This is a genomic window from Janthinobacterium sp. Ant5-2-1 (assembly GCF_001445815.1).
GTDB lineage: Bacteria > Pseudomonadota > Gammaproteobacteria > Burkholderiales > Burkholderiaceae_D > Janthinobacterium > Janthinobacterium lividum_E.
This window is the reverse complement of the sequence record NZ_LNCE01000178.1, coordinates 90010-111237: the sequence shown is the minus strand read 5'-3', so window position 1 is coordinate 111237 and position 21228 is coordinate 90010. Positions and strand designations below refer to the sequence as shown.

24 protein-coding genes are annotated in these 21228 nt (G+C 60.8%); 5 read left to right on the top strand and 19 right to left on the bottom strand.

Going from position 1 to position 21228, the window contains the following annotated elements; translation table 11 throughout:
- Positions 1 to 8: 8 nt before the first annotated feature.
- The 9 genes from ASN89_RS27890 to ASN89_RS27850 all read right to left on the bottom strand — a co-directional run bounded on the left by ASN89_RS27890 (position 9) and on the right by ASN89_RS27850 (position 9925).
- Positions 9 to 1553, bottom strand: coding sequence for a 2-isopropylmalate synthase (locus ASN89_RS27890; RefSeq protein ID WP_058051468.1), 1545 nt, complete (start codon positions 1551 to 1553; stop codon positions 9 to 11).
- 48 nt (positions 1554 to 1601) lie between these two features.
- Positions 1602 to 2453 carry a CDP-diacylglycerol--serine O-phosphatidyltransferase gene (pssA, locus tag ASN89_RS27885; protein WP_046683845.1) on the bottom strand — a complete coding sequence of 284 codons (852 nt, stop codon included), beginning with the start codon at positions 2451 to 2453 and terminating at the stop codon, positions 1602 to 1604.
- 157 nt (positions 2454 to 2610) lie between these two features.
- A complete protein-coding gene (locus tag ASN89_RS27880; RefSeq protein ID WP_046683844.1) occupies positions 2611 to 3369 on the bottom strand; it encodes an SIMPL domain-containing protein in 759 nt (252 codons plus the stop codon).
- Positions 3370 to 3469: 100 nt separating this feature from the next.
- Complete coding sequence (locus ASN89_RS27875; RefSeq protein ID WP_034750034.1) at positions 3470 to 4225, bottom strand: SIMPL domain-containing protein; 756 nt, start codon at positions 4223 to 4225, stop codon at positions 3470 to 3472.
- Positions 4226 to 4592: 367 nt separating this feature from the next.
- Positions 4593 to 5831, bottom strand: a complete 1239-nt coding sequence (locus tag ASN89_RS27870) for an MFS transporter (protein WP_058051467.1) — start codon at positions 5829 to 5831, stop codon at positions 4593 to 4595.
- Between the two features lie 191 nt (positions 5832 to 6022).
- A complete protein-coding gene (locus ASN89_RS27865; protein WP_058051466.1) occupies positions 6023 to 6433 on the bottom strand; it encodes a hypothetical protein in 411 nt (136 codons plus the stop codon).
- Positions 6434 to 6582: 149 nt separating this feature from the next.
- Positions 6583 to 7599, bottom strand: a complete 1017-nt coding sequence (ilvC, locus tag ASN89_RS27860; protein ID WP_034750044.1) for a ketol-acid reductoisomerase — start codon at positions 7597 to 7599, stop codon at positions 6583 to 6585.
- 80 nt (positions 7600 to 7679) lie between these two features.
- Positions 7680 to 8171, bottom strand: a complete 492-nt coding sequence (gene ilvN / locus ASN89_RS27855; protein ID WP_010399754.1) for an acetolactate synthase small subunit — start codon at positions 8169 to 8171, stop codon at positions 7680 to 7682.
- A 2-nt stretch (positions 8172 to 8173) separates the two neighbouring features.
- Positions 8174 to 9925 carry an acetolactate synthase 3 catalytic subunit gene (locus ASN89_RS27850; RefSeq protein ID WP_082127698.1) on the bottom strand — a complete coding sequence of 584 codons (1752 nt, stop codon included), beginning with the start codon at positions 9923 to 9925 and terminating at the stop codon, positions 8174 to 8176.
- 496 nt (positions 9926 to 10421) lie between these two features.
- Between ASN89_RS27850 and ASN89_RS27845 the strand changes: the two genes are divergently transcribed.
- From ASN89_RS27845 to ASN89_RS27825, 5 genes are all read left to right on the top strand, one after another.
- The gene (locus ASN89_RS27845; RefSeq protein ID WP_034750048.1) at positions 10422 to 10991 is read left to right on the top strand and encodes an RNA polymerase sigma factor; all 570 of its coding nucleotides are present in this window, start codon (positions 10422 to 10424) and stop codon (positions 10989 to 10991) included.
- Positions 10988 to 11392: a DUF3619 family protein gene (locus ASN89_RS27840; RefSeq protein WP_058051465.1), complete on the top strand. Its 405-nt coding sequence runs from the start codon at positions 10988 to 10990 to the stop codon at positions 11390 to 11392. The genes ASN89_RS27845 and ASN89_RS27840 overlap by 4 nt, the downstream gene beginning before the upstream one ends.
- A complete protein-coding gene (locus ASN89_RS27835; protein ID WP_058051464.1) occupies positions 11393 to 12154 on the top strand; it encodes a DUF3106 domain-containing protein in 762 nt (253 codons plus the stop codon).
- A complete protein-coding gene (locus tag ASN89_RS27830; protein ID WP_058051463.1) occupies positions 12144 to 12680 on the top strand; it encodes an RDD family protein in 537 nt (178 codons plus the stop codon). Before ASN89_RS27835 ends, ASN89_RS27830 begins: the two co-directional genes overlap by 11 nt.
- Before the next feature lie 62 nt (positions 12681 to 12742).
- Positions 12743 to 13171 carry a group III truncated hemoglobin gene (locus ASN89_RS27825; protein WP_046683837.1) on the top strand — a complete coding sequence of 143 codons (429 nt, stop codon included), beginning with the start codon at positions 12743 to 12745 and terminating at the stop codon, positions 13169 to 13171.
- On the opposite strand, the gene ASN89_RS27820 is transcribed toward ASN89_RS27825, so the two are convergent.
- From ASN89_RS27820 to iscR, 10 genes are all read right to left on the bottom strand, one after another.
- Positions 13168 to 13926, bottom strand: coding sequence for an rRNA pseudouridine synthase (locus ASN89_RS27820; RefSeq protein ID WP_058051462.1), 759 nt, complete (start codon positions 13924 to 13926; stop codon positions 13168 to 13170). The two genes, ASN89_RS27825 and ASN89_RS27820, sit on opposite strands and share 4 nt — an antisense overlap.
- A gap of 235 nt (positions 13927 to 14161) precedes the next feature.
- Positions 14162 to 15079 (bottom strand): class I SAM-dependent methyltransferase, encoded by a 918-nt coding sequence (locus tag ASN89_RS27815; protein ID WP_046683835.1) that lies wholly within the window; start codon positions 15077 to 15079, stop codon positions 14162 to 14164.
- A complete protein-coding gene (iscX, locus tag ASN89_RS27810) occupies positions 15066 to 15260 on the bottom strand; it encodes a Fe-S cluster assembly protein IscX (RefSeq protein ID WP_034750067.1) in 195 nt (64 codons plus the stop codon). The genes ASN89_RS27815 and iscX overlap by 14 nt, the downstream gene beginning before the upstream one ends.
- A gap of 1 nt (position 15261) precedes the next feature.
- Positions 15262 to 15603, bottom strand: a complete 342-nt coding sequence (gene fdx / locus ASN89_RS27805) for an ISC system 2Fe-2S type ferredoxin (RefSeq protein ID WP_035820570.1) — start codon at positions 15601 to 15603, stop codon at positions 15262 to 15264.
- Between the two features lie 71 nt (positions 15604 to 15674).
- Entirely contained in the window at positions 15675 to 17561 is a 1887-nt protein-coding gene (gene hscA / locus ASN89_RS27800) for a Fe-S protein assembly chaperone HscA (RefSeq protein ID WP_058051461.1), read from the bottom strand.
- A gap of 107 nt (positions 17562 to 17668) precedes the next feature.
- Positions 17669 to 18184 (bottom strand): Fe-S protein assembly co-chaperone HscB, encoded by a 516-nt coding sequence (gene hscB / locus ASN89_RS27795; protein ID WP_035820574.1) that lies wholly within the window; start codon positions 18182 to 18184, stop codon positions 17669 to 17671.
- Positions 18185 to 18250: 66 nt separating this feature from the next.
- Positions 18251 to 18571 carry an iron-sulfur cluster assembly protein IscA gene (iscA, locus tag ASN89_RS27790; RefSeq protein ID WP_034750079.1) on the bottom strand — a complete coding sequence of 107 codons (321 nt, stop codon included), beginning with the start codon at positions 18569 to 18571 and terminating at the stop codon, positions 18251 to 18253.
- A 158-nt stretch (positions 18572 to 18729) separates the two neighbouring features.
- Positions 18730 to 19116 carry a Fe-S cluster assembly scaffold IscU gene (iscU, locus tag ASN89_RS27785; RefSeq protein ID WP_034750082.1) on the bottom strand — a complete coding sequence of 129 codons (387 nt, stop codon included), beginning with the start codon at positions 19114 to 19116 and terminating at the stop codon, positions 18730 to 18732.
- A 55-nt stretch (positions 19117 to 19171) separates the two neighbouring features.
- Complete coding sequence (locus tag ASN89_RS27780) at positions 19172 to 20428, bottom strand: IscS subfamily cysteine desulfurase (RefSeq protein WP_046683833.1); 1257 nt, start codon at positions 20426 to 20428, stop codon at positions 19172 to 19174.
- A gap of 40 nt (positions 20429 to 20468) precedes the next feature.
- Complete coding sequence (gene iscR / locus ASN89_RS27775) at positions 20469 to 20945, bottom strand: Fe-S cluster assembly transcriptional regulator IscR (RefSeq protein ID WP_034750086.1); 477 nt, start codon at positions 20943 to 20945, stop codon at positions 20469 to 20471.
- Between the last annotated feature and the right edge of the window lie 283 nt (positions 20946 to 21228).

Below are 21228 nucleotides of genomic sequence, written 5' to 3'. Positions count from 1 at the left end.
GCGCCCCCTCACGGCTGCGGGTCGATGCGCTCATCCTTGGCGTGTAATTTGTTCAAGGCCGACAAATACGCCTTGGCCGACGCGACGATGATATCCGGGTCGGCGCCCACGCCATTGACGATGCGTGCGTCGCGCGACAATCGCATCGTCACTTCACCCTGCGACTGCGTGCCCGTGCTGATGGCATTGACGGAGAACAAGACCAGCTCGGCGCCGCTGGCGACCGCGCTTTCGATGGCGTTGACGGTGGCGTCGACGGGGCCGTCGCCCTGCCCTTCGCAGCTGCGCTGTTCGCCGCCGACAAGGAATTCCACGCGCGCATGGGGCACGGCGCCCGTCGTCGACTGCTGCATCAGAGAAATGAAACGGTAGTGCTCACTCTCCTGCGCCTGCTGCTCCTCGCTGACGAGGGCCATGATGTCTTCATCGAAAATCTCGGATTTCCGGTCCGCCAGTTCCTTGAAGCGCAGGAAGGCCGCGTTGACTTCCGCCTCGGATTCCAGAGAAATACCCAGCTCCTGCAGCCGCTGCTTGAAGGCATTGCGCCCCGACAGTTTTCCCAACACGATCTTGTTGGCCGTCCAGCCCACGTCTTCGGCGCGCATGATTTCATACGTCTCGCGCGCTTTCAAGATGCCGTCCTGGTGGATGCCGGACGCGTGCGCAAAAGCGTTCGCGCCGACGACGGCCTTATTCGGCTGCACGGCAAAGCCCGTGACCTGCGACACCATTTTGGACGCCGCCACGATCTGCGTCGTGTCGATGCCCACCGTCAGATTGTAGTAGGCGGCGCGCGTGCGCAGCGCCATCACCACTTCTTCCAGCGCCGTGTTGCCGGCCCGCTCGCCCAAGCCATTGACCGTGCATTCGATCTGCCGCGCGCCACCTATCATGACGCCGGCCAGCGAATTGGCGACAGCCAGGCCCAGGTCGTTATGGCAATGGACGGACCAGATGGCTTTATCGGAGTTCGGGATGCGTTCGCGCAAGCGCTTGATGGTCGCGCCGAAGATTTCGGGCACGGCGTAGCCGACCGTGTCGGGGAAATTGATGGTGGTGGCGCCCTCGGCGATCACGCCCTCGAGTACGCGGCACAAAAAATCCTCGTCGGAGCGGCTGCCGTCTTCGGGGCTGAATTCGATGTCGTCCGTGAACTGGCGCGCAAAGCGCACGGCGTTTTGCGCCTGCGTCAGCACTTGCTCTGGCGTCATGCGCAACTTCATCTGCATGTGCAGCGGCGACGTGGCGATAAAAGTATGGATGCGCTTGCGCTCGGCAGGCGCCAGCGCCTCGGCGGCGCGGGCGATGTCGCGGTCGTTGGCGCGCGACAGCGAGCAGATGGTGGACTCGCGCACGGCGCCGGCAATGGCCCGTATCGATTCGAAGTCGCCCTGCGAGGCGGCGGCGAAGCCCGCCTCGATCACGTCGACCTTCATGCGCTCGAGCTGCTTGGCGATGCGCAGCTTTTCCTCGCGCGTCATGGAGGCGCCCGGCGATTGCTCGCCGTCGCGCAGGGTGGTGTCAAAAATGATGAGTCGGTTGCTGGTGGTCATGGCTGCTCCTGGCTGGCTGAAGACTGGCGACGCTACCGACTCACCGCATTAATGCTCGGGGTCGGTCTGGATGATGCTGACGGGCTTGCCCTTCGCCATGCGCCAGAAAAACACGGCGTAGCCGGACAGGCCATACACGACAAAAATCGGGAACAGCACCTTCGGCGGATCGATGGAAATGAGCGCGAAGAACAATGCCAGCAGGAATACCACGATAAAAGGCACGGACTTGCGGAAATTCACATCCTTGAAACTGTAGAACGGCACGTTGGTGACCATGGTCAGGCCGGAAAACAGGGCGATCGTCCACGATACCCAGGCCAGCTGGTTACCGGCAAATTCCAGGTCGTTCATCAGCAGGATGAAGCCGGCCACCATGGCCGCCGCCGCCGGGCTGGGCAAGCCCTGGAAGAAGCGCTTGTCGACCACGGCGATATTCGTGTTGAAGCGGGCCAGGCGCAAGGCGGCGCCAGCGCAATACACGAAGGCGGCCAGCCAGCCCAGCTTGCCCATGCCGCGCAGCGACCATTCGTAGATCACCAGCGCCGGCGCGGCGCCAAACGACACCATGTCCGACAGGCTGTCGTACTGGGCGCCGAATTCGCTCTGCGTATTTGTCAGGCGGGCGATGCGGCCATCGAGGCCGTCGAGGATCATGGCGATGAAGATGGCCCAGGCCGCGTGCTCGAATTTCTGGTTCATGGCCATGACGATGGCGTAGAAACCGCAAAACAGGGCTGCCGTCGTGAAGGCGTTCGGCAACAGGTAGATGCCGCGGCGGCGCAAGGTTTTCTTGCCAGTGCCATCGGTCACCGGCTGGCGCGCGAATTTGCTGAAGCGGGACGCTTTGGAGACTGCGGGGGTGCCGTTCTTGCCTCTACGACGGGGGAAGTTTGCCATGTTGTTCCATATCTTGTGTACTGCGGGGGAATCGGTGCCAGATGGCAGGCGCATGACTGTCACGGCATGCGCCCGCCGATGTTGTCATTATAGAGGAGCCACCGCCAAAGAAAAGCGCGGCGGCGTCAAGCTGACAATATTGATCCCTGCTCAAGCCTTATTTGAACTTGACCTTGGCTACCAGACCCATGTTCAGGGTCGTTTCGCCTGGTTCGAAGCTCGGTTCGGCCACCTGGTTGCCGCCATAGCCCATGGAGTCGGCGCTCATGCTGGCGCGCGCGCCGGCCACGTTGGCGCGCTGCGCATAGTTGCCCGAGCCTTCGAAATCGATGGTGTCGATCACGGCGTCATTGACAGTGCGGCCCATGGCGCCGGCGATGGCGGCCACGCGCTCGTTGAGGTTCTTGTAGGCGGCGGCGATGCGCTGGTCGTCGAGCTTGCGGATGGTGGCGGGCGCCAAGCCGAAGTTCAGGCGGTTCAGGGTCAGCACGCCTTGCGCAGCCGACACGGTTTTCGGCAAGGCGGCCAGATTCGTCGTCGTTACCTGCAGATACTGGCCCACTCGCCAGCCGGTCGGCACTCTGGGTTTGGCGGCGACACCAGGCGGCAATGGCGCCGTTTCAGGATACACGGCATACGTGTAATAGCCCTGGGTTTTCAGCACGGCTTGCGGATCGGCTTTCTTGACGATGGCCGCGCCCTGGTTCATCTTCTGGTTCACGCGCGAGGCGGCGGCGGCCTTGTCCTTGTCCTGCTCTTCGACGGCCAGGGTGACGGTCACCTGGTCGTTCGCATGCACCACTTCGCCGTTGGCGGGCACCACCACGAGGGTGCCGGAGGTGGGCAAGGCCTGGGCTTGTGCGCCCAAGGCAACGGTAGCGGCGGCGGCAGCCAGCAGTGATTTCATGACGGTCATGGTGTTCTCCTGGAAAATATGGGGGCAAAAACGACCATGGGGCCAACAGCCCCATGATTTTTAAAACAGTCTAACGCGGAAATATTTCCCGTTGATAAGCTTACTTGAACTTGACCTTGCCGACGACACGCATGTCGAGCGTCGTTTCGCCCGGCTCGAAGCTCGGTTCGGCGACGGCACTGTCTTCGCTCATCTTGGCGCTGCGCATCATCATCGGTGCGGCGGCAGAGCGGTTTTCCGTGACGTAATTGCCCGAACCTTCGAAGTCCACCGTATCGAGCACGGCGTCGGAAACGTTGCGGCCCATGGCCTTGGCGATGGCGGCCACGCGCTCATTCAGGTTTTTATAGGTGGCGGCGATGCGCTGGTCGTCCAGCAAACGGATGGTTTCCGGCTTCAGACCGAAATTCAAGCCATTCAGGGTCAGCACGCCTTGCGCCGCCGACACGGTTTTGGGCAGGGACGCCAAGTTGGCCGTCGTCACTTCCAGGTACTGGCCCACGCGCCAGGCCGTTGGCAGGCGCGGCTTGGCAACGGCGCCAGCCGGCAATGGGCGCTCTTCCGGATATACGGGATAGGTGTAGTAGCCATACGATTTCAATGCCGCCGACGGGTCGGCCTGCTTGACGATGGCGATGCCCTTGTTCATCTTCTGGTTGACACGCGACGCGGCCGCGGCTTTGTCCTTGTCCTGTTCTTCGACGGCCAGGGTAGCGACCACCTGGTCATTGACATGCTTGACTTCGCCAAACGCGGGAACGACCACCAGGGTGCCGGAAGTCGGCAGGGATTGAGCTTGTGCGCTCAGGGCAACGGTGGCTGCGGCGGCAACAAGGACGGATTTCATCACGGTCATGGGGGTACTCCTAGGTAGTTAATGTGGCTGACAGCCAGCGAAGGGAGCAGTTTTGCCGCCCCTTTCGCTTGAGAAACTTGTCAAACTGTGTAGATTCTAACGCCTCATTCATTCCCGTGGCGCAAATTAACAAATCGTCACAAAATGCGCTTGCCAGTCACATCTGCTCACATTTCAACGCACTGCCATCATAAATAACAATGTTATTGGAGCCTATCCCAGTAGGGAGCGTCTTCTGCTGGCAGCGCATCAGGAGCGCGGACAAGGCGTGAGGAGGACGCGTGGCGAGCCACGCAACGACGATCAACGCAGTCCCCGCTTCTGAGGGGCGCCAGCAGGGGATGTATTCATCTGCTGGGATGGGCTCTTAGTGGCCTACGACTGCGCCACCGCTGCGCCGGCCCGGCTTGAAACTGTAGCGGTGGGCGTACCAGGCGATGGTCAACGCCACCAGCAGCAAGGCCAGCATGGCCCATGGGAACGATGCCGCGCCATAGCCGTCGAGCAGCATGCCGCCCGCCAGGCCGCCACCGGCGATGGCCACGTTCCAGATGGTCGCCACCATGGCTTGCGCCACGTCCATGCCGTCGCCGGCCGCATCCGCCGACGCCGTCTGCAGCAAGGTGCCGGCGCCGCCAAAGGTGATGCCCCAGATGGCCATGCTGACATAGATCACGATGGGGGAGTCCATCGCCAGCCCCAGCGCCACCATCACGAGGGCAAAGGCGGCGATGCAGCCCAGCACGAGCGGGCGCAGCCAGCGGTCGATCAGTTGGCTGACCAGCCAGATGCCGGCCAGAGACCCAATGCCATACACGAGCAGCACCAGGTCGACGCGGGGGCGCAAGCCGGACGGCGCCAGGAACGGCGCGATGTAGGTATACAGAATGTTATGCGCCAGCATCCAGGCGACGATCACCGCCAGAATCGGCCGCACGCCCGGCGTCATGAATACCTGGCGGATCGACAGGCGCTCGCCATTCTTTTGCCCCGGATAGTCGGGCACGACCAGCAGCACCCACGCGACCAGCACCACGGCCAGGCCGGACATGATGCCGAAGATGCTGCGCCAGCCCAGCACGCCGCCCATCAGGGTGCCCAGCGGCACGCCCAGGGACAGGGCCAGCGGCGTGCCGATCATGGCAATGGCCATCGCCCTGCCCTGCTGTTCCACGCTCACCATGCGGCGCGCATAACCGGCCATCAAACCCCAGGCCAGCCCGGCGGCCATGCCCGTGACGAAGCGCGAGGCCAGAGCGACAATATAATTGGGCGACAGGGCCGTCGCCGTATTGAAGATCAAAAAGCCGATGATGGCCAGCAGCAAGACATTGCGCCGGCGCCAGCCGCTCGTCAGCGCCGTCAGGGGAATCGCCGTCAGGATGGAACCGATGGCGTAGACGGTCACCAGCTGGCCCGTCATGACTTCGGAAATATTCAGGTCACGGGCAATCTGCGGCAGCAAGCCGGCCGGCAAGGTTTCCGACAGGAGGGCGAGAAACGCCGTCATGGCCAGGGCCAGCAAGGCCAGGACGGGAAGGCGTTCGGAAATGGAAGATTCGGCAGTGCCCGGCATGGGTACTGTGGCGGTAGTGCGGTCGGTCATAGGGGTCCTTCTGGTTGCGCAAGCAGCTGGTAAACCGGCGCCTGGCGTGCTACGAAAGCGGTGATGCGCGTTGCGGTCGGCAGATACCGAAACAGATGCAGTCAAGTATGAAACTGCAAAGGAAGGGCGGGATTATATAGGAATATAAAAAAGGAGGCGGGCGAAAAACGTGCGAACGAAAGCAGCCGTGCTCAAGCTGGCGTCATGCAGGCATCATTGGCCGCCTTGCGTGGCGAAAACCAGGCATTCGATTTCGGGCTGTACAGGAAGGCGCAGATGACGGTGAACGTGAGCGCGCCAGGCAGGACGTTCATCTTGAGCGGCAGGGTCGCCAGACAGAACGCAATGTCGACCACGCCCCACGCCAGATACACGGTGCGCGCGCCACGCCGCCTTTGCAGCATGGCCAGCGCCGCCACCAGGTTAATGCCCATGCTAAACATCAAAATCGCGTATTGCACCTCGGCGGGAATCACGCTGTGCCCCATTCCCGCCAGCATGGCGGGATCGTTGCGACCGAGGTAGGACGACACCAGCGCTGACAGCGAGCCGAGGACCAGAAACCAGCAGCTGATGGTCACCAGGAAGGGGCGCTTGAGCACATGAAGATTCCCGACAAAAACTTTAGAAAAAACAAGCATGGTGCGCACGGTATTGTTGAATGGACCTGATTGTAACGGATGTTGCCTGCCAAACGATGCGCATAAAAAAAGCCGGCTTGCGCCGGCTTCTTGTGATGCACTACAACTGCTTAGTTCTTCGACTGGTCAACCATCTTGTTCTTGGCGATCCAAGGCATCATGGCGCGCAGTTTCGCGCCCACTTCTTCGATCTGATGCTCGGACGTCAAACGGCGGCGCGAGATCAGGGTCGGTGCGCCAGCCTTGTTTTCCAGGATGAAGCTCTTCGCGTATTCGCCCGTTTGAATGTCTTTCAGGCATTGACGCATTGCATCCTTGGTGGCCGACGTCACGACTTTAGGACCGGTCACGTATTCGCCGTATTCGGCGTTGTTCGAGATCGAGTAGTTCATGTTGGCGATGCCGCCTTCATAGATCAGGTCGACGATCAGCTTCAGTTCGTGCAAGCACTCGAAGTACGCCATTTCAGGAGCATAGCCCGCTTCCGTCAGGGTTTCGAAGCCGGCCTTGATCAGTTCCACGGCACCGCCGCACAGCACGGCCTGTTCGCCGAACAAGTCCGTTTCGGTTTCTTCGCGGAAGTTCGTTTCGATGATGCCGGCACGGCCGCCGCCGTTGGCCGAAGCGTACGACAGGGCGATATCGCGGGCGATGCCCGATTTGTCCTGGTACACGGCGATCAGGTGGGGCACGCCGCCACCCTGGGTGTAGGTGGCGCGCACGGTGTGGCCCGGGGCTTTCGGCGCGACCATGATCACGTCCAGGTCGGCGCGTGGCACGACTTGGCCATAATGCACGTTGAAGCCATGGGCGAAGGCCAGCACGGCGCCTTGCTTGGCGAACGGCGCGATGTTTTCGTTGTAGACCTGGGCGATGTTTTCATCTGGCAGCAAGATCATGATGACGTCGGCCGCTTTCACGGCGTCGTTGACTTCCGCCACTTTCAGGCCGGCTTGCTCGACCTTGGTCCACGAAGCGCCGCCCTTGCGCAGGCCGACGGTGACGTTGACGCCCGAATCGTTCAGGTTTTGCGCGTGTGCATGGCCTTGCGAACCGTAGCCGATGATGGCAACGTTTTTGCCTTTGATCAAGGAGAGGTCAGCGTCTTTGTCGTAAAAAACTTTCATGGTATTTCCTATATATTTGATGATGCGTTGTTGTTTTAAATGCGGCGCCAGGGCCGCGTAGTGCAGTGCTGCTTGTATTTTTATACTTTGAGGATGCGTTCGCCGCGGCCGATGCCGGAACCACCCGTGCGGACGGTTTCCAGAATGGCGGCGCGGTCGATCGAATCGATGAACGCGTCGAGCTTGACCTTGTTGCCGGTCAGTTCGATCGTGTACGTCTTTTCGGTGACATCGATGATGCGGCCACGGAAGATATCGGCGGTGCGCTTCATTTCCTCGCGTTCCTTGCCCACGGCCCGAACCTTGATCAGCATCAACTCGCGTTCGATATGCTGGCCTTCGGTCAGGTCCACCACCTTGACCACCTCGATGAGGCGGTTCAAGTGCTTGGTGATCTGCTCGATGATGTCGTCCGAACCGCTGGTGACGATGGTCATGCGCGACAGGGTCGAGTCTTCCGTCGGCGCCACCGTCAATGTTTCGATGTTGTAGCCGCGTGCCGAGAACAGGCCCACCACGCGCGACAGGGCGCCCGCTTCGTTTTCCAGCAAGACAGAAATAATATGGCGCATGATTAGAGATCCTCCGAACCGAGCATCATTTCGGACAGGCCCTTGCCGGCTTTCACCATTGGCCACACGTTTTCGGACTGGTCGGTAATGAAGTTCATGAATACCAGCCTGTCTTTCATGCCAAACGCCTCTTTCAGGGCGCCGTCGACGTCGCCCGGTTTTTCAATTTTCATGCCCACGTGGCCATACGCTTCGGCCAGCTTCTCGAAGTCGGGCAACGAATCCATGTACGACTCGGAATAGCGCGAACCGTAATCGATTTCCTGCCACTGGCGCACCATGCCGAGGAAGCGGTTGTTGAGCATGATGATCTTCGGCGTCAGGTGGTACTGCTTGCACGTGGCGAGTTCCTGGATGCACATCTGGATCGAACCTTCACCCGTGATGCAGGCAACGGTTGCGTCCGGATTGGCCATCTGCACGCCCATGGCGTACGGCAAACCGACACCCATGGTGCCCAGGCCGCCCGAATTGATCCAGCGGCGCGGCTTGTCGAAGCCATAGTATTGCGCCGCCCACATCTGGTGCTGGCCCACGTCGGACGTGATGAAGGCGTCGCCCTTGGTGATCTGGAACACCTTTTCCACCACCGATTGCGGCTTGATCACCAGGTCGGAGGTCGGATATTTCAGGCATTCGCGGCCACGCCATTCGGCGATCTGCTTCCACCAGTTGCTCAAGGCATTGACGTTCGGCTTGGCTTCAGCCGCGTCCAGTTGCGCGAGGAACTCGATCAGCACGTCCTTGACGTTGCCGACGATGGGGATATCGACCTTGACGCGCTTGGAAATCGACGATGGATCGATGTCCACGTGGATGATCTTGCGCGGATGCGAGGCGAAATGTTTCGGGTTGCCGATCACGCGGTCATCGAAACGGGCGCCGATGGCGATCAGGACGTCGCAGTTCTGCATCGCCATGTTCGCTTCATAGGTGCCGTGCATGCCGGGCATGCCGACATATTGCTCGCTCGAGGCGCGGTAGCCGCCCAGGCCCATCAAGGTGTTGGTGCAAGGGAAACCCAGGCGGTCGACCAGCTTGTTCAGCTCGGGAGCCGCATGCGCGAGGATGACGCCGCCGCCCGTGTAGATCATCGGGCGTTCGGCTTGCAGCAACAGCTGCACGGCCTTGCGGATCTGACCCGAGTGGCCCTTGTCGACGGGACGGTAGGAACGCATCTCGACTTCCTTCGGATAGTCGAAATTGCATTTGTGCATGCTGATATCCTTGGGGATATCGACCAGCACGGGTCCCGGACGGCCGGTACGGGCGATAAAGAAGGCTTTCTTGATCGTCGCTGCCAGGTCCTTGACGTCCTTGACGAGGAAGTTGTGCTTGACGACGGGGCGCGTGATGCCGACCGTGTCGCATTCCTGGAACGCATCCTGACCGATGGCGTGGCTCGGCACCTGGCCGGAAATCACCACCATGGGAATCGAGTCCATGTACGCGGTCGACAGGCCCGTGACGGCATTCGTGACGCCCGGACCGGACGTGACGATGGCGACACCGACTTTGTTCGAGCTGCGCGAATAGGCATCGGCGGCGTGGATCGCGGCCTGCTCGTGGCGTACCAGGATATGCTGGAATTTGTTTTGCTGGAAGATGGCGTCGTAGATGTAGAGTACGGCTCCGCCCGGATATCCAAAGACGTGCTCGACGCCCTCTTCAGCCAGACAGCGCACGACAATTTCTGCGCCCGTGATCGGTCCTGTTGTGGAACCTGTTGCAGGTCCCTTTGCTTCGGTATTCATGAAACATTCCTTTCAAGGTCCATTGGAGATTGATCGGATGTTCTTTCCTGACGAAGTTCGCCGTGCGCGACAGTGCTCCTGCTTCCCTTTTCATGCGGTCACGACATTTCTTTGGGCACCCATAGATACCTTACAAAACAACGCTTAACGCAACTCGTTTGGCCGGAGTTTCTGTGGCGCCTGTACGAACCGCTCGCGCTTGTGGCGCGGGTTAGAACAAACTGCCTACAAATGAAAGCGCGTCTTGCCGCGGATGGCCTTGTGTGCCGGTCGCGACCTGACCATAGGGCTTTGGGGTGTTCAAAGCGTCCCATACGTTATCGCGTTGCACCATTATGGTCAAGGAAAATGTCGGCCGAAAGGCCAATTCGCCCGCACGTCGTGCAAAAACCCTGCGGAAACGCACATTTTTTGCTAGCATGCACGGGGTTGCAAAAAGCATACCCGCCCCCATTTCGCCCACCGCACCCCGCAGCCGCTAAAATCCCCATACCGCATGGCAACAGACAAAGAATTATCCGACTTTCTAGAAAATGTCGAGCGGCGCGCTTTCAAGCAGGCCGCCTACGCGGTCCGCAAGGAAGAATCGGCACTCGACATCGTGCAGGACGCCATGATCAAGCTGGCCGAGAAATACGGCGACAAGCCGGCCGCCGAGCTGCCGATGTTGTTCCAGCGCATCTTGCAGAACACCATACTCGACTATTTCCGCCGCGAAAAAGTTCGCAACACCTGGGTCAGCCTGTTTTCCGGCATGAAGCCCTCGGGCGACGAGCATGAAGATTTTGATATACTTGATACTTATGAATCGGAACAGGGCTCGAGTGCCGCCGAATCGTCAGCCGACCAGGTCGAACGCGCGCAAATGCTTGATTTGATTGATGCAGAGGTACAAAAACTGCCCTCACGTCAACGCGAAGCCTTCCTCATGCGTTACTGGCAGGACATGGATGTGGCTGAAACAGCGGAAGCGATGGGTTGCTCCGAAGGTAGCGTGAAAACACATTGCTCTAGAGCTACCCACACGCTCGCCGAATCGCTGAAAGCCAAGGGAATTAAATTATGAACACCGACGATCTCAATTTCGCTTACAAAGTGCGCCATGCACTGAACGAAAAACTCGACGACCTGCCCGCATCGGCCACCGATCGCCTGGCAGCGGCACGCAAGCTGGCCCTGTCGCGCAAGAAGACGGACGCGCCCGCCGCCGTCACCGTGCGCAAGGACGTCTTCGCCGGCATCGCCAGCAGCCTGTTTGTCGAACCGCTGTCGTGGCTGGGCCGCATGAGCGTCGTCATCCCCCTGCTGCTGCTGGTCGGCGGCCTGGTGGGCATCTATCAGTTTGAGCAGGAACAACATATTGCCGAACTGGCAGAAATCGACGCCGCCGTCCTGTCGGACGAATTGCCGCTCTCCGCCTATATGGACCATGGCTTCAACGCCTACCTGACGAAACGCGAGCAATAAATGGCACGCACGAGCGTACGCAAAGGCTGGCTGGCTGGCGGCATCGGCCTGGGTGCTTGCGCCCTGGCGGGCGCTGCCTGGGTAGGCGCGCAGCAACATGCCGCGCCGCCCCCTCTTCCCGTGGCGGCCGCGCCCGTGGCGGCGCCGGCCCCGGCCGTCAAGCCCGGCTCGCCCCGCACGGGCGGCAAGGGCGGCACGCCGAAGGCTGGCGAGAATCCATCGTGGAACAAGCTGTCGCGCGCGCAGCAGGAAGCCCTGCAGCCGCTGGCGGGCGAATGGAACAAGCTGGAACCGCTGCGCAAGCAGAAATGGCTCGATATCGCCAGCCGTTTCGCCTCCATGACGCCGGACGAGCAAACCCGCGTGCATGACCGCATGCGCGAATGGGTCAAGCTGACGCCGGAACAGCGCCGCCTCGTGCGCGAGAACTATACCCGCACGAAGAAGATTGATCCGGGCCAAAAAACCGCGCAATGGGAGCAATACCAGCAATTGCCGGAAGATCAAAAGAAAAAGCTGGCGACGGAACTCGTGCCGAAAAAACCGCTGGGCAAGGTGCCTGCGATCAACTCGACGACGACCAAGCCGCCCGTACTTAAGGCGCCTGCCACGCCGGCAGCGCCTGCCGCCGCACCTGTCCCGCCGCCCGCTCCCGCAGCGACGACCGTGCCGGCAGGCGATCCTGCCGCCACCACGCCACCCGCCGCCGTGCCCGTCACGCCACCTGCCACGCCTGCCCCACTGCCAACCAATGTCAAATAGCACGCCTGCCGCCAGCATCACCTCCCATCCCACGATCAAGCGCCGCCTGATTTCCATGGTGTACGAGTCGCTGCTGGCCCTGGCCGTGCTGTTTTTGCCGTTCCTGCTGTTTGAACTGGCCGTGCAAGGCGCGCATACGCCGTTGACGGAACACATGCGCCAATGCCTGGCCTTCCTCGTCATGGGCGCGTATTTCATCCATCAGTGGAGCCGCGAAGGACAAACCCTGGCCATGAAGACGTGGCGCTTGCAACTGGTGCTACCGGGCCACGCCCACGTGCCGCTGCGCGTGGCCGCCTACCGCTATGTTCTGTCATGGATGTGGCTGCTGCCGGCCCTGCTCGTATCGTATCTGCTGGACTTGCAACACTGGACGGCCCTGGGCGCCATCGGCGTGGGCATCCTGGCCTGGTCCAGCACGGCCCTGTTCACGGGCAATGGGCAATTCCTGCACGACAAGCTGGCGGGCACCCAGATCGTGCAATTGCCAGCCCCTGCGAAGAAGGCGAAGAAAGTCGCCGCCTGAGTTTTACGTGGCTTGACCTGGGTCATTGAAGCGCCACGGGGGCTCTGCGATCATGGCATGCCATGAAGAATACCGCCCCCCTCCCCCACACACGCTTCGCTCCCTACCGCGAGGAAGTCTGCAGCGAAGACGAAGTCAAGCATCTCGTCCACACCTTTTATGCGGCCGCGCGCGACGACGCCATGCTGGGCCCCATCTTTGCCGCCGAGGTCAAGGATTGGGATGCTCATCTGGCAACATTGATCGATTTCTGGTCAGGCTTGCTGCGCGGCACCATGCGCTACCACGGCAAGCCGCTGGCCCAGCACGCGCAAATGGAAAACCTCACGCCCTGCATGTTCCGCCGCTGGCTGACCCTGTTCTTTGCCACGACGGAAAGCATGGGCAATGCGGCCCTGCAAGAAAAGGCCGACACCATCGCCTTGAATATTGCCGAACGGCTATGGAAAAGCTTTGCGGAAAGCCATTCCATCACGGCGCCGCAGCTTTAGAAGCGCTCGTAGCCTTGCAGATAGCGCCACTGGCCTGATGGCATGGCGCCCATCGGGATGCGGCCGATGCGCAAGCGCTTCATGGCGACGACCTCCAGTCCCACCATCTTGCACATGTGCGCGATCTGGCCCGGCTGCACGTTTTTCAGGGCAAAGCGCAAGCGCGTTTCATTTTGCCAGCTGACCTTGATCGGCGGCAAAGGCTTGCCATTGAAGGGCAAGCCGTGATTGAGCAGCGCCAGACCGTTTTCGGCAATGGCGCCCGACACTTCCACGATGAATTCCTGCTCCACCGTTTTCGCTTCGTCGACCAGTTTGCGGGCGACGCGGAAATCCTGCGTGAACACCAGCAGGCCGGACGCCATGGTGTCGAGCGGATTGGTGATGGTCAAACCGATCAGATGACGCTTGAGGAAGCGCGTGACGGAGCTGGGCGCCACATTTTCCGGCGTGAAAATCTCTTCGGGACGCAAACAACTCAATGCTGGCTTGCCTTCGCTGCCCACGCCGCCGTTGATCCCTGCCGGCTTGTGCAGCAGAATCGTCACGGGCGGCATTTCTTCCAGGGTCGCGTTCGGCAGCAGCACCACCGTTTGATTGTCGGCAACGCGCGCGCCCGACTCTTCCACCAGCACGCCATCCACAGTGACCCAGCCGCCCTCGATATACAGCTCGGCCTCGCGGCGCGAACAGGGCACGTCTTCAGACAGGCGCTTGGCCAGGCGGACGGTGGGCATTTCGATTGGTGTGGTCATGGGGAGGTGCAAAAAGCAAGGGAGGAGAAAGCCGGTATTGTAACCGACCCGCTCCTCCCCTCTTGTTGCCGTTGTTGCTGATTGCCCGGTGATTGTCGGATTACGCGCTTGCGCGCTAATCCGACCTACCCAACCTGCGCGGCGGTGGCGGGTTTGGTAGGTTGGATTAGCGGAACGCGTAATCCAACAATCAGTTTCGTAGGTTGGATTAGCAGCTTGCCGCGTAATCCAGCAATCAGGCCTGCGCCTTGGCCAATTCCTCGGCAAAGAAACGGTGTCCCATCTCTTCCAGGCCCAGGGTCTGCAGCACTTCCTGCAGGCGTTCCGTCGGACGCTGGCGCGGCAGGTTCTTGTAGCTGGCGATGATCAGTTCATTCTTCATCGAATGTTCCCATCCCACCAGTTCCGTCACGCTGACCTGGTAGCCGTGCGCTTCCAGCTGCAGACAGCGAAGCACGTTGGTGATCTGGCTGCCGAACTCGCGCGTGTGCAGCGGGTGGCGCCACAGTTCCGTCAAGACGTTCTTGCCCAGGCTCTTGCCCTTGTTCTTTTTCAACACGGACGCCACTTCCGCCTGGCAACATGGCACCAGCACCATGAATTTCGCCTTTTTCTTCAGGGCGAAATGGATCGCGTCATCAGTGGCCGTGTTGCACGCGTGCAAGGCCGTGACGATGTCGATCTGCTGCGGCAGCAAGTTCGATTCCGTCGATTCGGCCACGGACAGCGGCAGGAACGACATGCCGGGGAACTTGAATTTCTTCGCCAGTTCCTGCGAGCGCTGCACCAGCTCTTCGCGCGTCTCGATGCCGTAGATGTGCGAACCGTCGTTGCCGTTCTTGAAGAACAGGTCGTACAGGATGAAGCCCAGGTACGACTTGCCTGCGCCATGGTCGACCAGCGAGACGCCAGGGTGATCGAGCTGCACTTCGCGCAGCAGCGGCTCGATGAACTGCGTCAGGTGGTACACCTGCTTGAGCTTGCGGCGGCTGTCCTGGTTCATCTTGCCGTCGCGCGTCAGGATGTGCAATTCCTGCAGCAAGGCGACCGACTGGCCATCCTTGATCTCGGGCATGTTGCTGGCGGCCGTGATGACGTCTTTCGGCGCAGCGACTGCGGTGGCGGCGGCTGCCGCGCCCTTAGCGCGCTTCATCGATCCACGCCATCTGTATCGCTTCGAGCACTTTTTCGCCGCCGCGCGTATGGTCATCATCGAAACCGTCCAGTTCCACCACCCAGTTATGCAGGTCGGTGAAACGCACGGTCAGGGGATCGATGTCCGGATGCGTGTCGAACAAGGCTTCGGCGATCGCGGTGATGTCGGACCATTTCATGTTAGTGGCTGCCTTCGCTGACCTGGTTGATCGTGTATTTCGGGATTTCGACGACGAGGTCGGCGTCGGCCACGATGGACTGGCACGACAGGCGCGACACGGCTTCCAGGCCCCAGGCCTTGTCCAGCATGTCTTCTTCCAGTTCCGTTGCTTCGTTCAGGGACTCGATGCCTTCGCGCACCAGCACGTGGCAGGTGGTGCAGGCGCACGATTTTTCGCAGGCGTGCTCGATGTCGATGTCGTTTTCCAGCAGGATGTCGCAGATGGACTTGCCGGCAGGTGCTTCGATGACGGCGCCGTCCGGGCAAAGCTTGGCGTGCGGCAGGATAACGATTTGTGGCATGGTTTCTTCTTTCAGTCTGTCATTCGGAGCGCGGCCGCCGCAGGCTATGCTCGCGGCGGCGCGCTGTTCAATTAGTCTTGTACGACCTGGTCCAGGGATTTACCCGTCAAGGCAGTGCGCACGCTGCGGTCCATGCGGCGCGAGGCGAAATCCTCGGTGCCGTCGGCCAGTGCTTCGATCGCCAGCTTCAAGGCCTGATGGTCGATGGCGCCGCTTTGCGATTGCACGATGGCGTCGCGCACCCGGTTCATCAAGCCATCGACGGTGACGCGCTCGGCGTCATCGAGCAAGCCGCCGTCTTCATCGAGCGCCGACTGCGTGGCCAGCAGGATGCGTTCCGCTTCCACCTGCTCTTCGCGCAGCGCGCGCGCCACCATGTCGACGTCGGCCGACGTGTACGAATCCTGCAGCATGCGGGCGATGTCGTCGTCACCCAGGCCATACGCCGGCTTGACGCTGATCGACGCTTCCACGCCCGAACGCAATTCGCGCGCCGAGACGGACAGCAAGCCATCCGCATCGACCTGATACGTGATGCGGATGCGCGCGGCGCCCGCCACCATCGGCGGAATGCCGCGCAGCTCGAAGCGCGCCAGAGAGCGGCAGTCGCTCACCAGTTCGCGCTCGCCCTGCAGCACGTGCACGGCCAGGGCCGTCTGGCCATCCTTGAAGGTCGTGAATTCCTGCGCACGGGCGCACGGGATCGTCGAATTACGGGGGATGATTTTTTCTACCAGGCCGCCCATGGTCTCGATACCGAGCGACAGCGGAATCACGTCGAGCAGCAGCCAGTCGTCGCCGGCGGCGCGGTTGCCTGCCAGCAAGTTCGCCTGGATGGCGGCACCCAGTGCCACGACTTTATCCGGGTCGATATTCGCGTGCGGCGTCGTGTGGAAAAATTCGCTCACGGCGCGCTGCACGTGCGGCATGCGCGTGGCGCCGCCCACCATCACCACGCCGTCGACGTCGTCCGCATCCACGTTCGCGTCGCGCAGGGCTTTCTTGATGGCGTTCATGGTCTTGGCGACCAAATGCTGCGTCATGGCGGCAAAGTCGGCCGCCGTGATGCGCAGGTGGATCTCTTCGCCCGAGTTCAGGGCCGCGTCGATCATCGTTTCCGGCTTGGTCGACAGCGTTTCCTTGATCTCGCGCGCTTTCACCATCAGGATGGCCGTGTCTTCGTCCGACAGGGGCGCCAGCTTGGCCTGCTCACTGATCCAGCAGAACAGGCGGCGGTCGAAATCGTCGCCACCGAGGGCCGAATCGCCGCCCGTGGACAGCACTTCGAAGACGCCCTTGCTCAGTTTCAGGATCGAGATGTCGAAGGTACCGCCGCCGAGGTCGTACACGGCGTACACGCCTTCGGACGCGTTGTCGAGGCCATACGCGATGGCGGCCGCCGTCGGCTCGCTCAGCAGGCGCAGCACGTTGATGCCGGCCAGCTGCGCCGCATCTTTCGTTGCCTGGCGCTGCGCGTCGTCAAAGTAGGCGGGCACGGTGATGACGGCGCCGACCAGGTCGTCGCCGAGCGAATCTTCCGCGCGCTGGCGCAGGGTGGCGAGGATTTGCGCCGACACTTCGACGGGGCTTTTCACGCCGGCGACGGTTTTCAGCTGCACCATGCCAGGCGTGTCCTGGAAATCGTAGGGCAGGTTTTCCGCGTAGGCAATGTCGGCCAGGCCGCGGCCCATGAAGCGTTTCACGGACACGATGGTGTTCTTCGGGTCGGTCGTTTGCGCGGACAGGGCCTTGTAGCCGATGTTCGCGTGGCCATTCGGCAGGTAGCGCACGACGGACGGCAGCAGGGAGTGCCCTTCCTCGTCGTTGAGCACCTCGGGAATGCTGTTGCGGACAGTGGCGACCAGGGAATTGGTGGTGCCCAGATCGATGCCGACGGCCAGGCGGTGCTGGTGCGGCGCGGTCGACATGCCTGGTTCGGAGATTTGCAGAAGTGCCATTGTATTCGTGCCTCGATTAATTTTTGCGTGATGCGGTTGATGCCTGTCGCGCATTATAAGACGCGCGCCAGACTGGCGCTTGGCACGCCGGTCAAGCTATCCGGAGATCAAACTTCAATCGCCTCATAGGCAAAACGGACTTCCTCGCCGAATTTGTCGAGGAACATCAGGGCGCGCACGCTTTGCGCGGCATTCACATAGTCGGCCGCGTCGAGCTGGGCCGCCACCTGGGCCAGCAAGGCCTTGCGTTCGCCCCGCAGCTGGCGGTCCAGGGCGTCGAGCGCGTCGGCATCCTTGCCGGCGCGGGCGTCGCCCAGTTCTTCGCGCCATTCCATCTGCTGCATCAGGAAGCTGACGGGCATGGCCGTGTTCGACTCCGTCTGCAAGTCGACGCCATTGAGTTCGCACAGGTATTGCGCGCGTTTTTGCGGGCTTTTCAGGGTTTGGTAGGCTTCATTGGCGCGCGTGGCCCATTGCATCGCCACGCGCTTTTCAGCGCTGCTGGCGTTGATGAAGCGGTCCGGGTGGACCTTGCCCTGCACGTCGCGGTAGGCCGCGTCGAGCGCGCTCATGTCGAGCGAGAACTGCGCCGGCAACTGGAATAATTCGAAGTGGTTTTGCATAATGGTCAGTGGTCGCTGTACCGCAATCGATGGGTACAGCGCACCGACCGGGGTCTTGCCAGCTGTTTAAATCCTGAAGGACTCGCCGCAGCCGCAGGCGTCTTTTTCGTTCGGATTGTGGAACTTGAAGCCTTCGTTCAAGCCTTCGCGCGCGAAATCGAGTTCCGTGCCGTCGATGTAAGGCAAGCTTTTCGGGTCGACGAAGACTTTCACGCCGTGCGATTCGAAGACGCTGTCTTCGGCCGCCGCTTCATCGACATATTCCAGCTTGTAAGCCAGGCCCGAGCAGCCCGTGGTACGCACGCCGAAGCGCAGGCCCATGCCCTTGCCGCGCCGTTCGATATAACGGTTGATGTGTTTCGCCGCTTTTTCGGTCAGTGTGATCATGTATTTCTCCGCTCCTGTTCCCTCATGGGAACAGGTATCAAAATCCAACAAATTCTAGAGTGCCTGAAAAACGTTCAGGGCAAGGCGCATTGCCGCAGGCAGTACGACTAGTACGACAAGGCAATGCAACGCAGCCATGGGCGTTTTCTCAGGTGCTCTTACGCTGCCGGATGACGGGTCTGGTAGTCCAGTACCGCCGCCTTGATGGCGTCTTCCGCCAGGATGGAGCAGTGGATCTTCACTGGCGGCAGGGCCAGTTCTTCGGCGATCTGCGTGTTCTTGATGGCCAGTGCCTGGTCCAGGGTCTTGCCCTTGACCCATTCCGTCACCAGGGAGCTCGACGCGATGGCCGAACCGCAGCCGTAGGTCTTGAATTTCGCATCTTCGATCAGGCCATCGGCGCCGACCTTGATCTGCAGTTTCATCACGTCGCCGCAGGCAGGCGCGCCGACCATGCCGGTGCCGATGGTTTCATCCCCCTTGTCGAAAGCGCCCACGTTGCGCGGGTTTTCGTAGTGATCGAGTACTTTGTCCGAGTAAGCCATTTTGATGCTCCTTTAATATTCTTGCCGGCCCCGTCAACAGGGGCCACGGTGTTGGTTAGTGGGCTGCCCATTGAATCGAATTGATGTCGATTCCGTCCTTGAACATGTCCCACAGCGGCGACAGTTCGCGCAGCTTGTGTACTTTCGATTTCAGCAGGTTCACGGCGAAGTCGATGTCTTCCTCGGTCGAGAAGCGGCCGATGGTGAAGCGGATCGAGCTGTGCGCCAGTTCGTCGCTGCGGCCCAGGGCGCGCAGCACGTACGATGGTTCCAGGCTGGCCGAGGTGCAGGCCGAACCGGACGACACGGCGATATCCTTGATCGCCATGATCAGCGACTCGCCTTCGACGTAGTTGAAGCTCACGTTCAGGTTGTGCGGCACGCGGTGATCCATGTCGCCGTTGATGTAGACTTCTTCGATCTCTTGCAGACCCTTGGCCAGGCGGTCGCGCAAGGCCTTGATACGGCCGATTTCGCTGTCCATTTCTTCCTTGGCGATGCGGAATGCTTCGCCCATGCCGACGATCTGGTGCGTCGGCAGGGTGCCCGAGCGCAGGCCGCGCTCATGGCCGCCACCGTGCATCTGCGCTTCCAGGCGCACGCGCGGCTTGCGGCACACGTACAGAGCGCCCACGCCTTTCGGGCCGTAGGTTTTGTGCGCGGTGAAGGTCATCAGGTCGACCTTGGTCTTTTGCAGGTCGATGACGACCTTGCCCGTCGCTTGTGCGGCGTCGCAATGGAAGATGATGCCTTTCGAGCGGCAGAACACGCCGATCTCGTCGATCGGCTGGATCACGCCGATTTCGTTGTTCACCAGCATGACCGACACGAGGATGGTATCCGGGCGCACGGCCGCGGCCAACTGCTCGACGGTGATCAGGCCGTTGTCTTGCGGTTCCAGATAGGTCGCTTCAAAGCCGATGCGTTCCAGTTCGCGCACGGTGTCGAGTACCGATTTGTGCTCGGTCTTGACGGTGATGATGTGCTTGCCCTTGGTCTTGTAGAACTGTGCCGCGCCCTTGATGGCCAGGTTGTTGCTTTCCGTCGCGCCAGAGGTCCAGATGATTTCGCGCGGATCGGCGTTCACCAGGGCCGCCACGTAGCCGCGTGCCTCTTCCACGGCTTTTTCCGCCGTCCAGCCATACATGTGGCTGCGCGATGCCGGATTGCCGAACTGCTCGCGCAGGTAGGGAATCATCTTGTCGGCGACGCGGGGATCGATCGGCGTGGTGGCCGAGTAATCCATGTAGATCGGGAAATGCGGTGCGGTTTCAAAGTGCACTTGGCCTACGTTTTTTTCTGGGGCGTTCATCAATAACTCCTGCAATCAGCAACTTAGTATTTTGTAATATTCAACCGATGGCGGCGTGGTTACGATGCATCACCATCACGCTTTGTTCGGCAATCTTTTGTCTCTGCTGGTCGACCAGGTCCTGCAAGGACACAGAATCCAGATAATCGACCATTTTTTCGTTGAGTGTGGACCACAATTCATGTGTCATGCAGCGCGCACCCGTAGCCGCGTCGGCGCCGTGGCAATGTTCCTTGCCGCCGCACTGCGTGGCGTCCAGCGGTTCGTCGACGGCGATGATGATGTCGGCCACCGTCACCTTGTCCGCACGGCGCGCCAGGCTGTAGCCGCCGCCGGGACCGCGGATCGATTCGACGATCTCATGGCGGCGCAGCTTGCCGAACAGCTGTTCCAGGTAGGACAGGGAAATCGACTGGCGCTGGCTGATGCCGGACAAGGTGACCGGACCTTTACCCTGGCGCAGGGCAAGATCGATCATCGCAGTCACGGCAAAACGGCCTTTTGTAGTCAGACGCATACATCCTCGGTTCAACTAGTTTAAAATATTGCGGCTTTTCAACTTCTCAAACCCTGAGTAGTTGAATGATTTAGTCAAGTATAACAAATTCGGCGGGGTTTGTCAGAGCGCCCCTCGATGACCACAGGGCTGGCAGGGGCTTAACAGGCCACGCGTGACATGGCGGCCTCAAGAAAACAACAATCAAACAACAATCAAACAACAATATGACAATCGCCGGCTTCACGGCACCTGACAAAACCGTCGCGAGCGGAAGGGAGAGGTGGCCGAGAAGCGCAACCGT

Coding starts and splice junctions, on each gene's coding strand:
- ASN89_RS27780 (WP_046683833.1), bottom strand. CDS start 20,428: ATGAACGCCCCAGAAAAAAACGTAGGCCAAGTGCACTTTGAAACCGCA.
- ASN89_RS27825 (WP_046683837.1), top strand. CDS start 12,743: ATGAAGAATACCGCCCCCCTCCCCCACACACGCTTCGCTCCCTACCGC.
- ilvC (WP_034750044.1), bottom strand. CDS start 7,599: ATGAAAGTTTTTTACGACAAAGACGCTGACCTCTCCTTGATCAAAGGC.
- ASN89_RS27880 (WP_046683844.1), bottom strand. CDS start 3,369: ATGACCGTCATGAAATCACTGCTGGCTGCCGCCGCCGCTACCGTTGCC.
- hscB (WP_035820574.1), bottom strand. CDS start 18,184: ATGCAAAACCACTTCGAATTATTCCAGTTGCCGGCGCAGTTCTCGCTC.
- ASN89_RS27815 (WP_046683835.1), bottom strand. CDS start 15,079: ATGAAGCGCGCTAAGGGCGCGGCAGCCGCCGCCACCGCAGTCGCTGCG.
- pssA (WP_046683845.1), bottom strand. CDS start 2,453: ATGGCAAACTTCCCCCGTCGTAGAGGCAAGAACGGCACCCCCGCAGTC.
- ASN89_RS27870 (WP_058051467.1), bottom strand. CDS start 5,831: ATGACCGACCGCACTACCGCCACAGTACCCATGCCGGGCACTGCCGAA.
- ASN89_RS27850 (WP_082127698.1), bottom strand. CDS start 9,925: ATGAATACCGAAGCAAAGGGACCTGCAACAGGTTCCACAACAGGACCG.
- fdx (WP_035820570.1), bottom strand. CDS start 15,603: ATGCCACAAATCGTTATCCTGCCGCACGCCAAGCTTTGCCCGGACGGC.
- ASN89_RS27835 (WP_058051464.1), top strand. CDS start 11,393: ATGGCACGCACGAGCGTACGCAAAGGCTGGCTGGCTGGCGGCATCGGC.
- ASN89_RS27830 (WP_058051463.1), top strand. CDS start 12,144: ATGTCAAATAGCACGCCTGCCGCCAGCATCACCTCCCATCCCACGATC.
- iscA (WP_034750079.1), bottom strand. CDS start 18,571: ATGATCACACTGACCGAAAAAGCGGCGAAACACATCAACCGTTATATC.
- iscU (WP_034750082.1), bottom strand. CDS start 19,116: ATGGCTTACTCGGACAAAGTACTCGATCACTACGAAAACCCGCGCAAC.
- ASN89_RS27820 (WP_058051462.1), bottom strand. CDS start 13,926: ATGACCACACCAATCGAAATGCCCACCGTCCGCCTGGCCAAGCGCCTG.
- ASN89_RS27845 (WP_034750048.1), top strand. CDS start 10,422: ATGGCAACAGACAAAGAATTATCCGACTTTCTAGAAAATGTCGAGCGG.
- ASN89_RS27840 (WP_058051465.1), top strand. CDS start 10,988: ATGAACACCGACGATCTCAATTTCGCTTACAAAGTGCGCCATGCACTG.
- iscX (WP_034750067.1), bottom strand. CDS start 15,260: ATGAAATGGTCCGACATCACCGCGATCGCCGAAGCCTTGTTCGACACG.
- ASN89_RS27890 (WP_058051468.1), bottom strand. CDS start 1,553: ATGACCACCAGCAACCGACTCATCATTTTTGACACCACCCTGCGCGAC.
- iscR (WP_034750086.1), bottom strand. CDS start 20,945: ATGCGTCTGACTACAAAAGGCCGTTTTGCCGTGACTGCGATGATCGAT.
- hscA (WP_058051461.1), bottom strand. CDS start 17,561: ATGGCACTTCTGCAAATCTCCGAACCAGGCATGTCGACCGCGCCGCAC.
- ilvN (WP_010399754.1), bottom strand. CDS start 8,171: ATGCGCCATATTATTTCTGTCTTGCTGGAAAACGAAGCGGGCGCCCTG.
- ASN89_RS27875 (WP_034750034.1), bottom strand. CDS start 4,225: ATGACCGTGATGAAATCCGTCCTTGTTGCCGCCGCAGCCACCGTTGCC.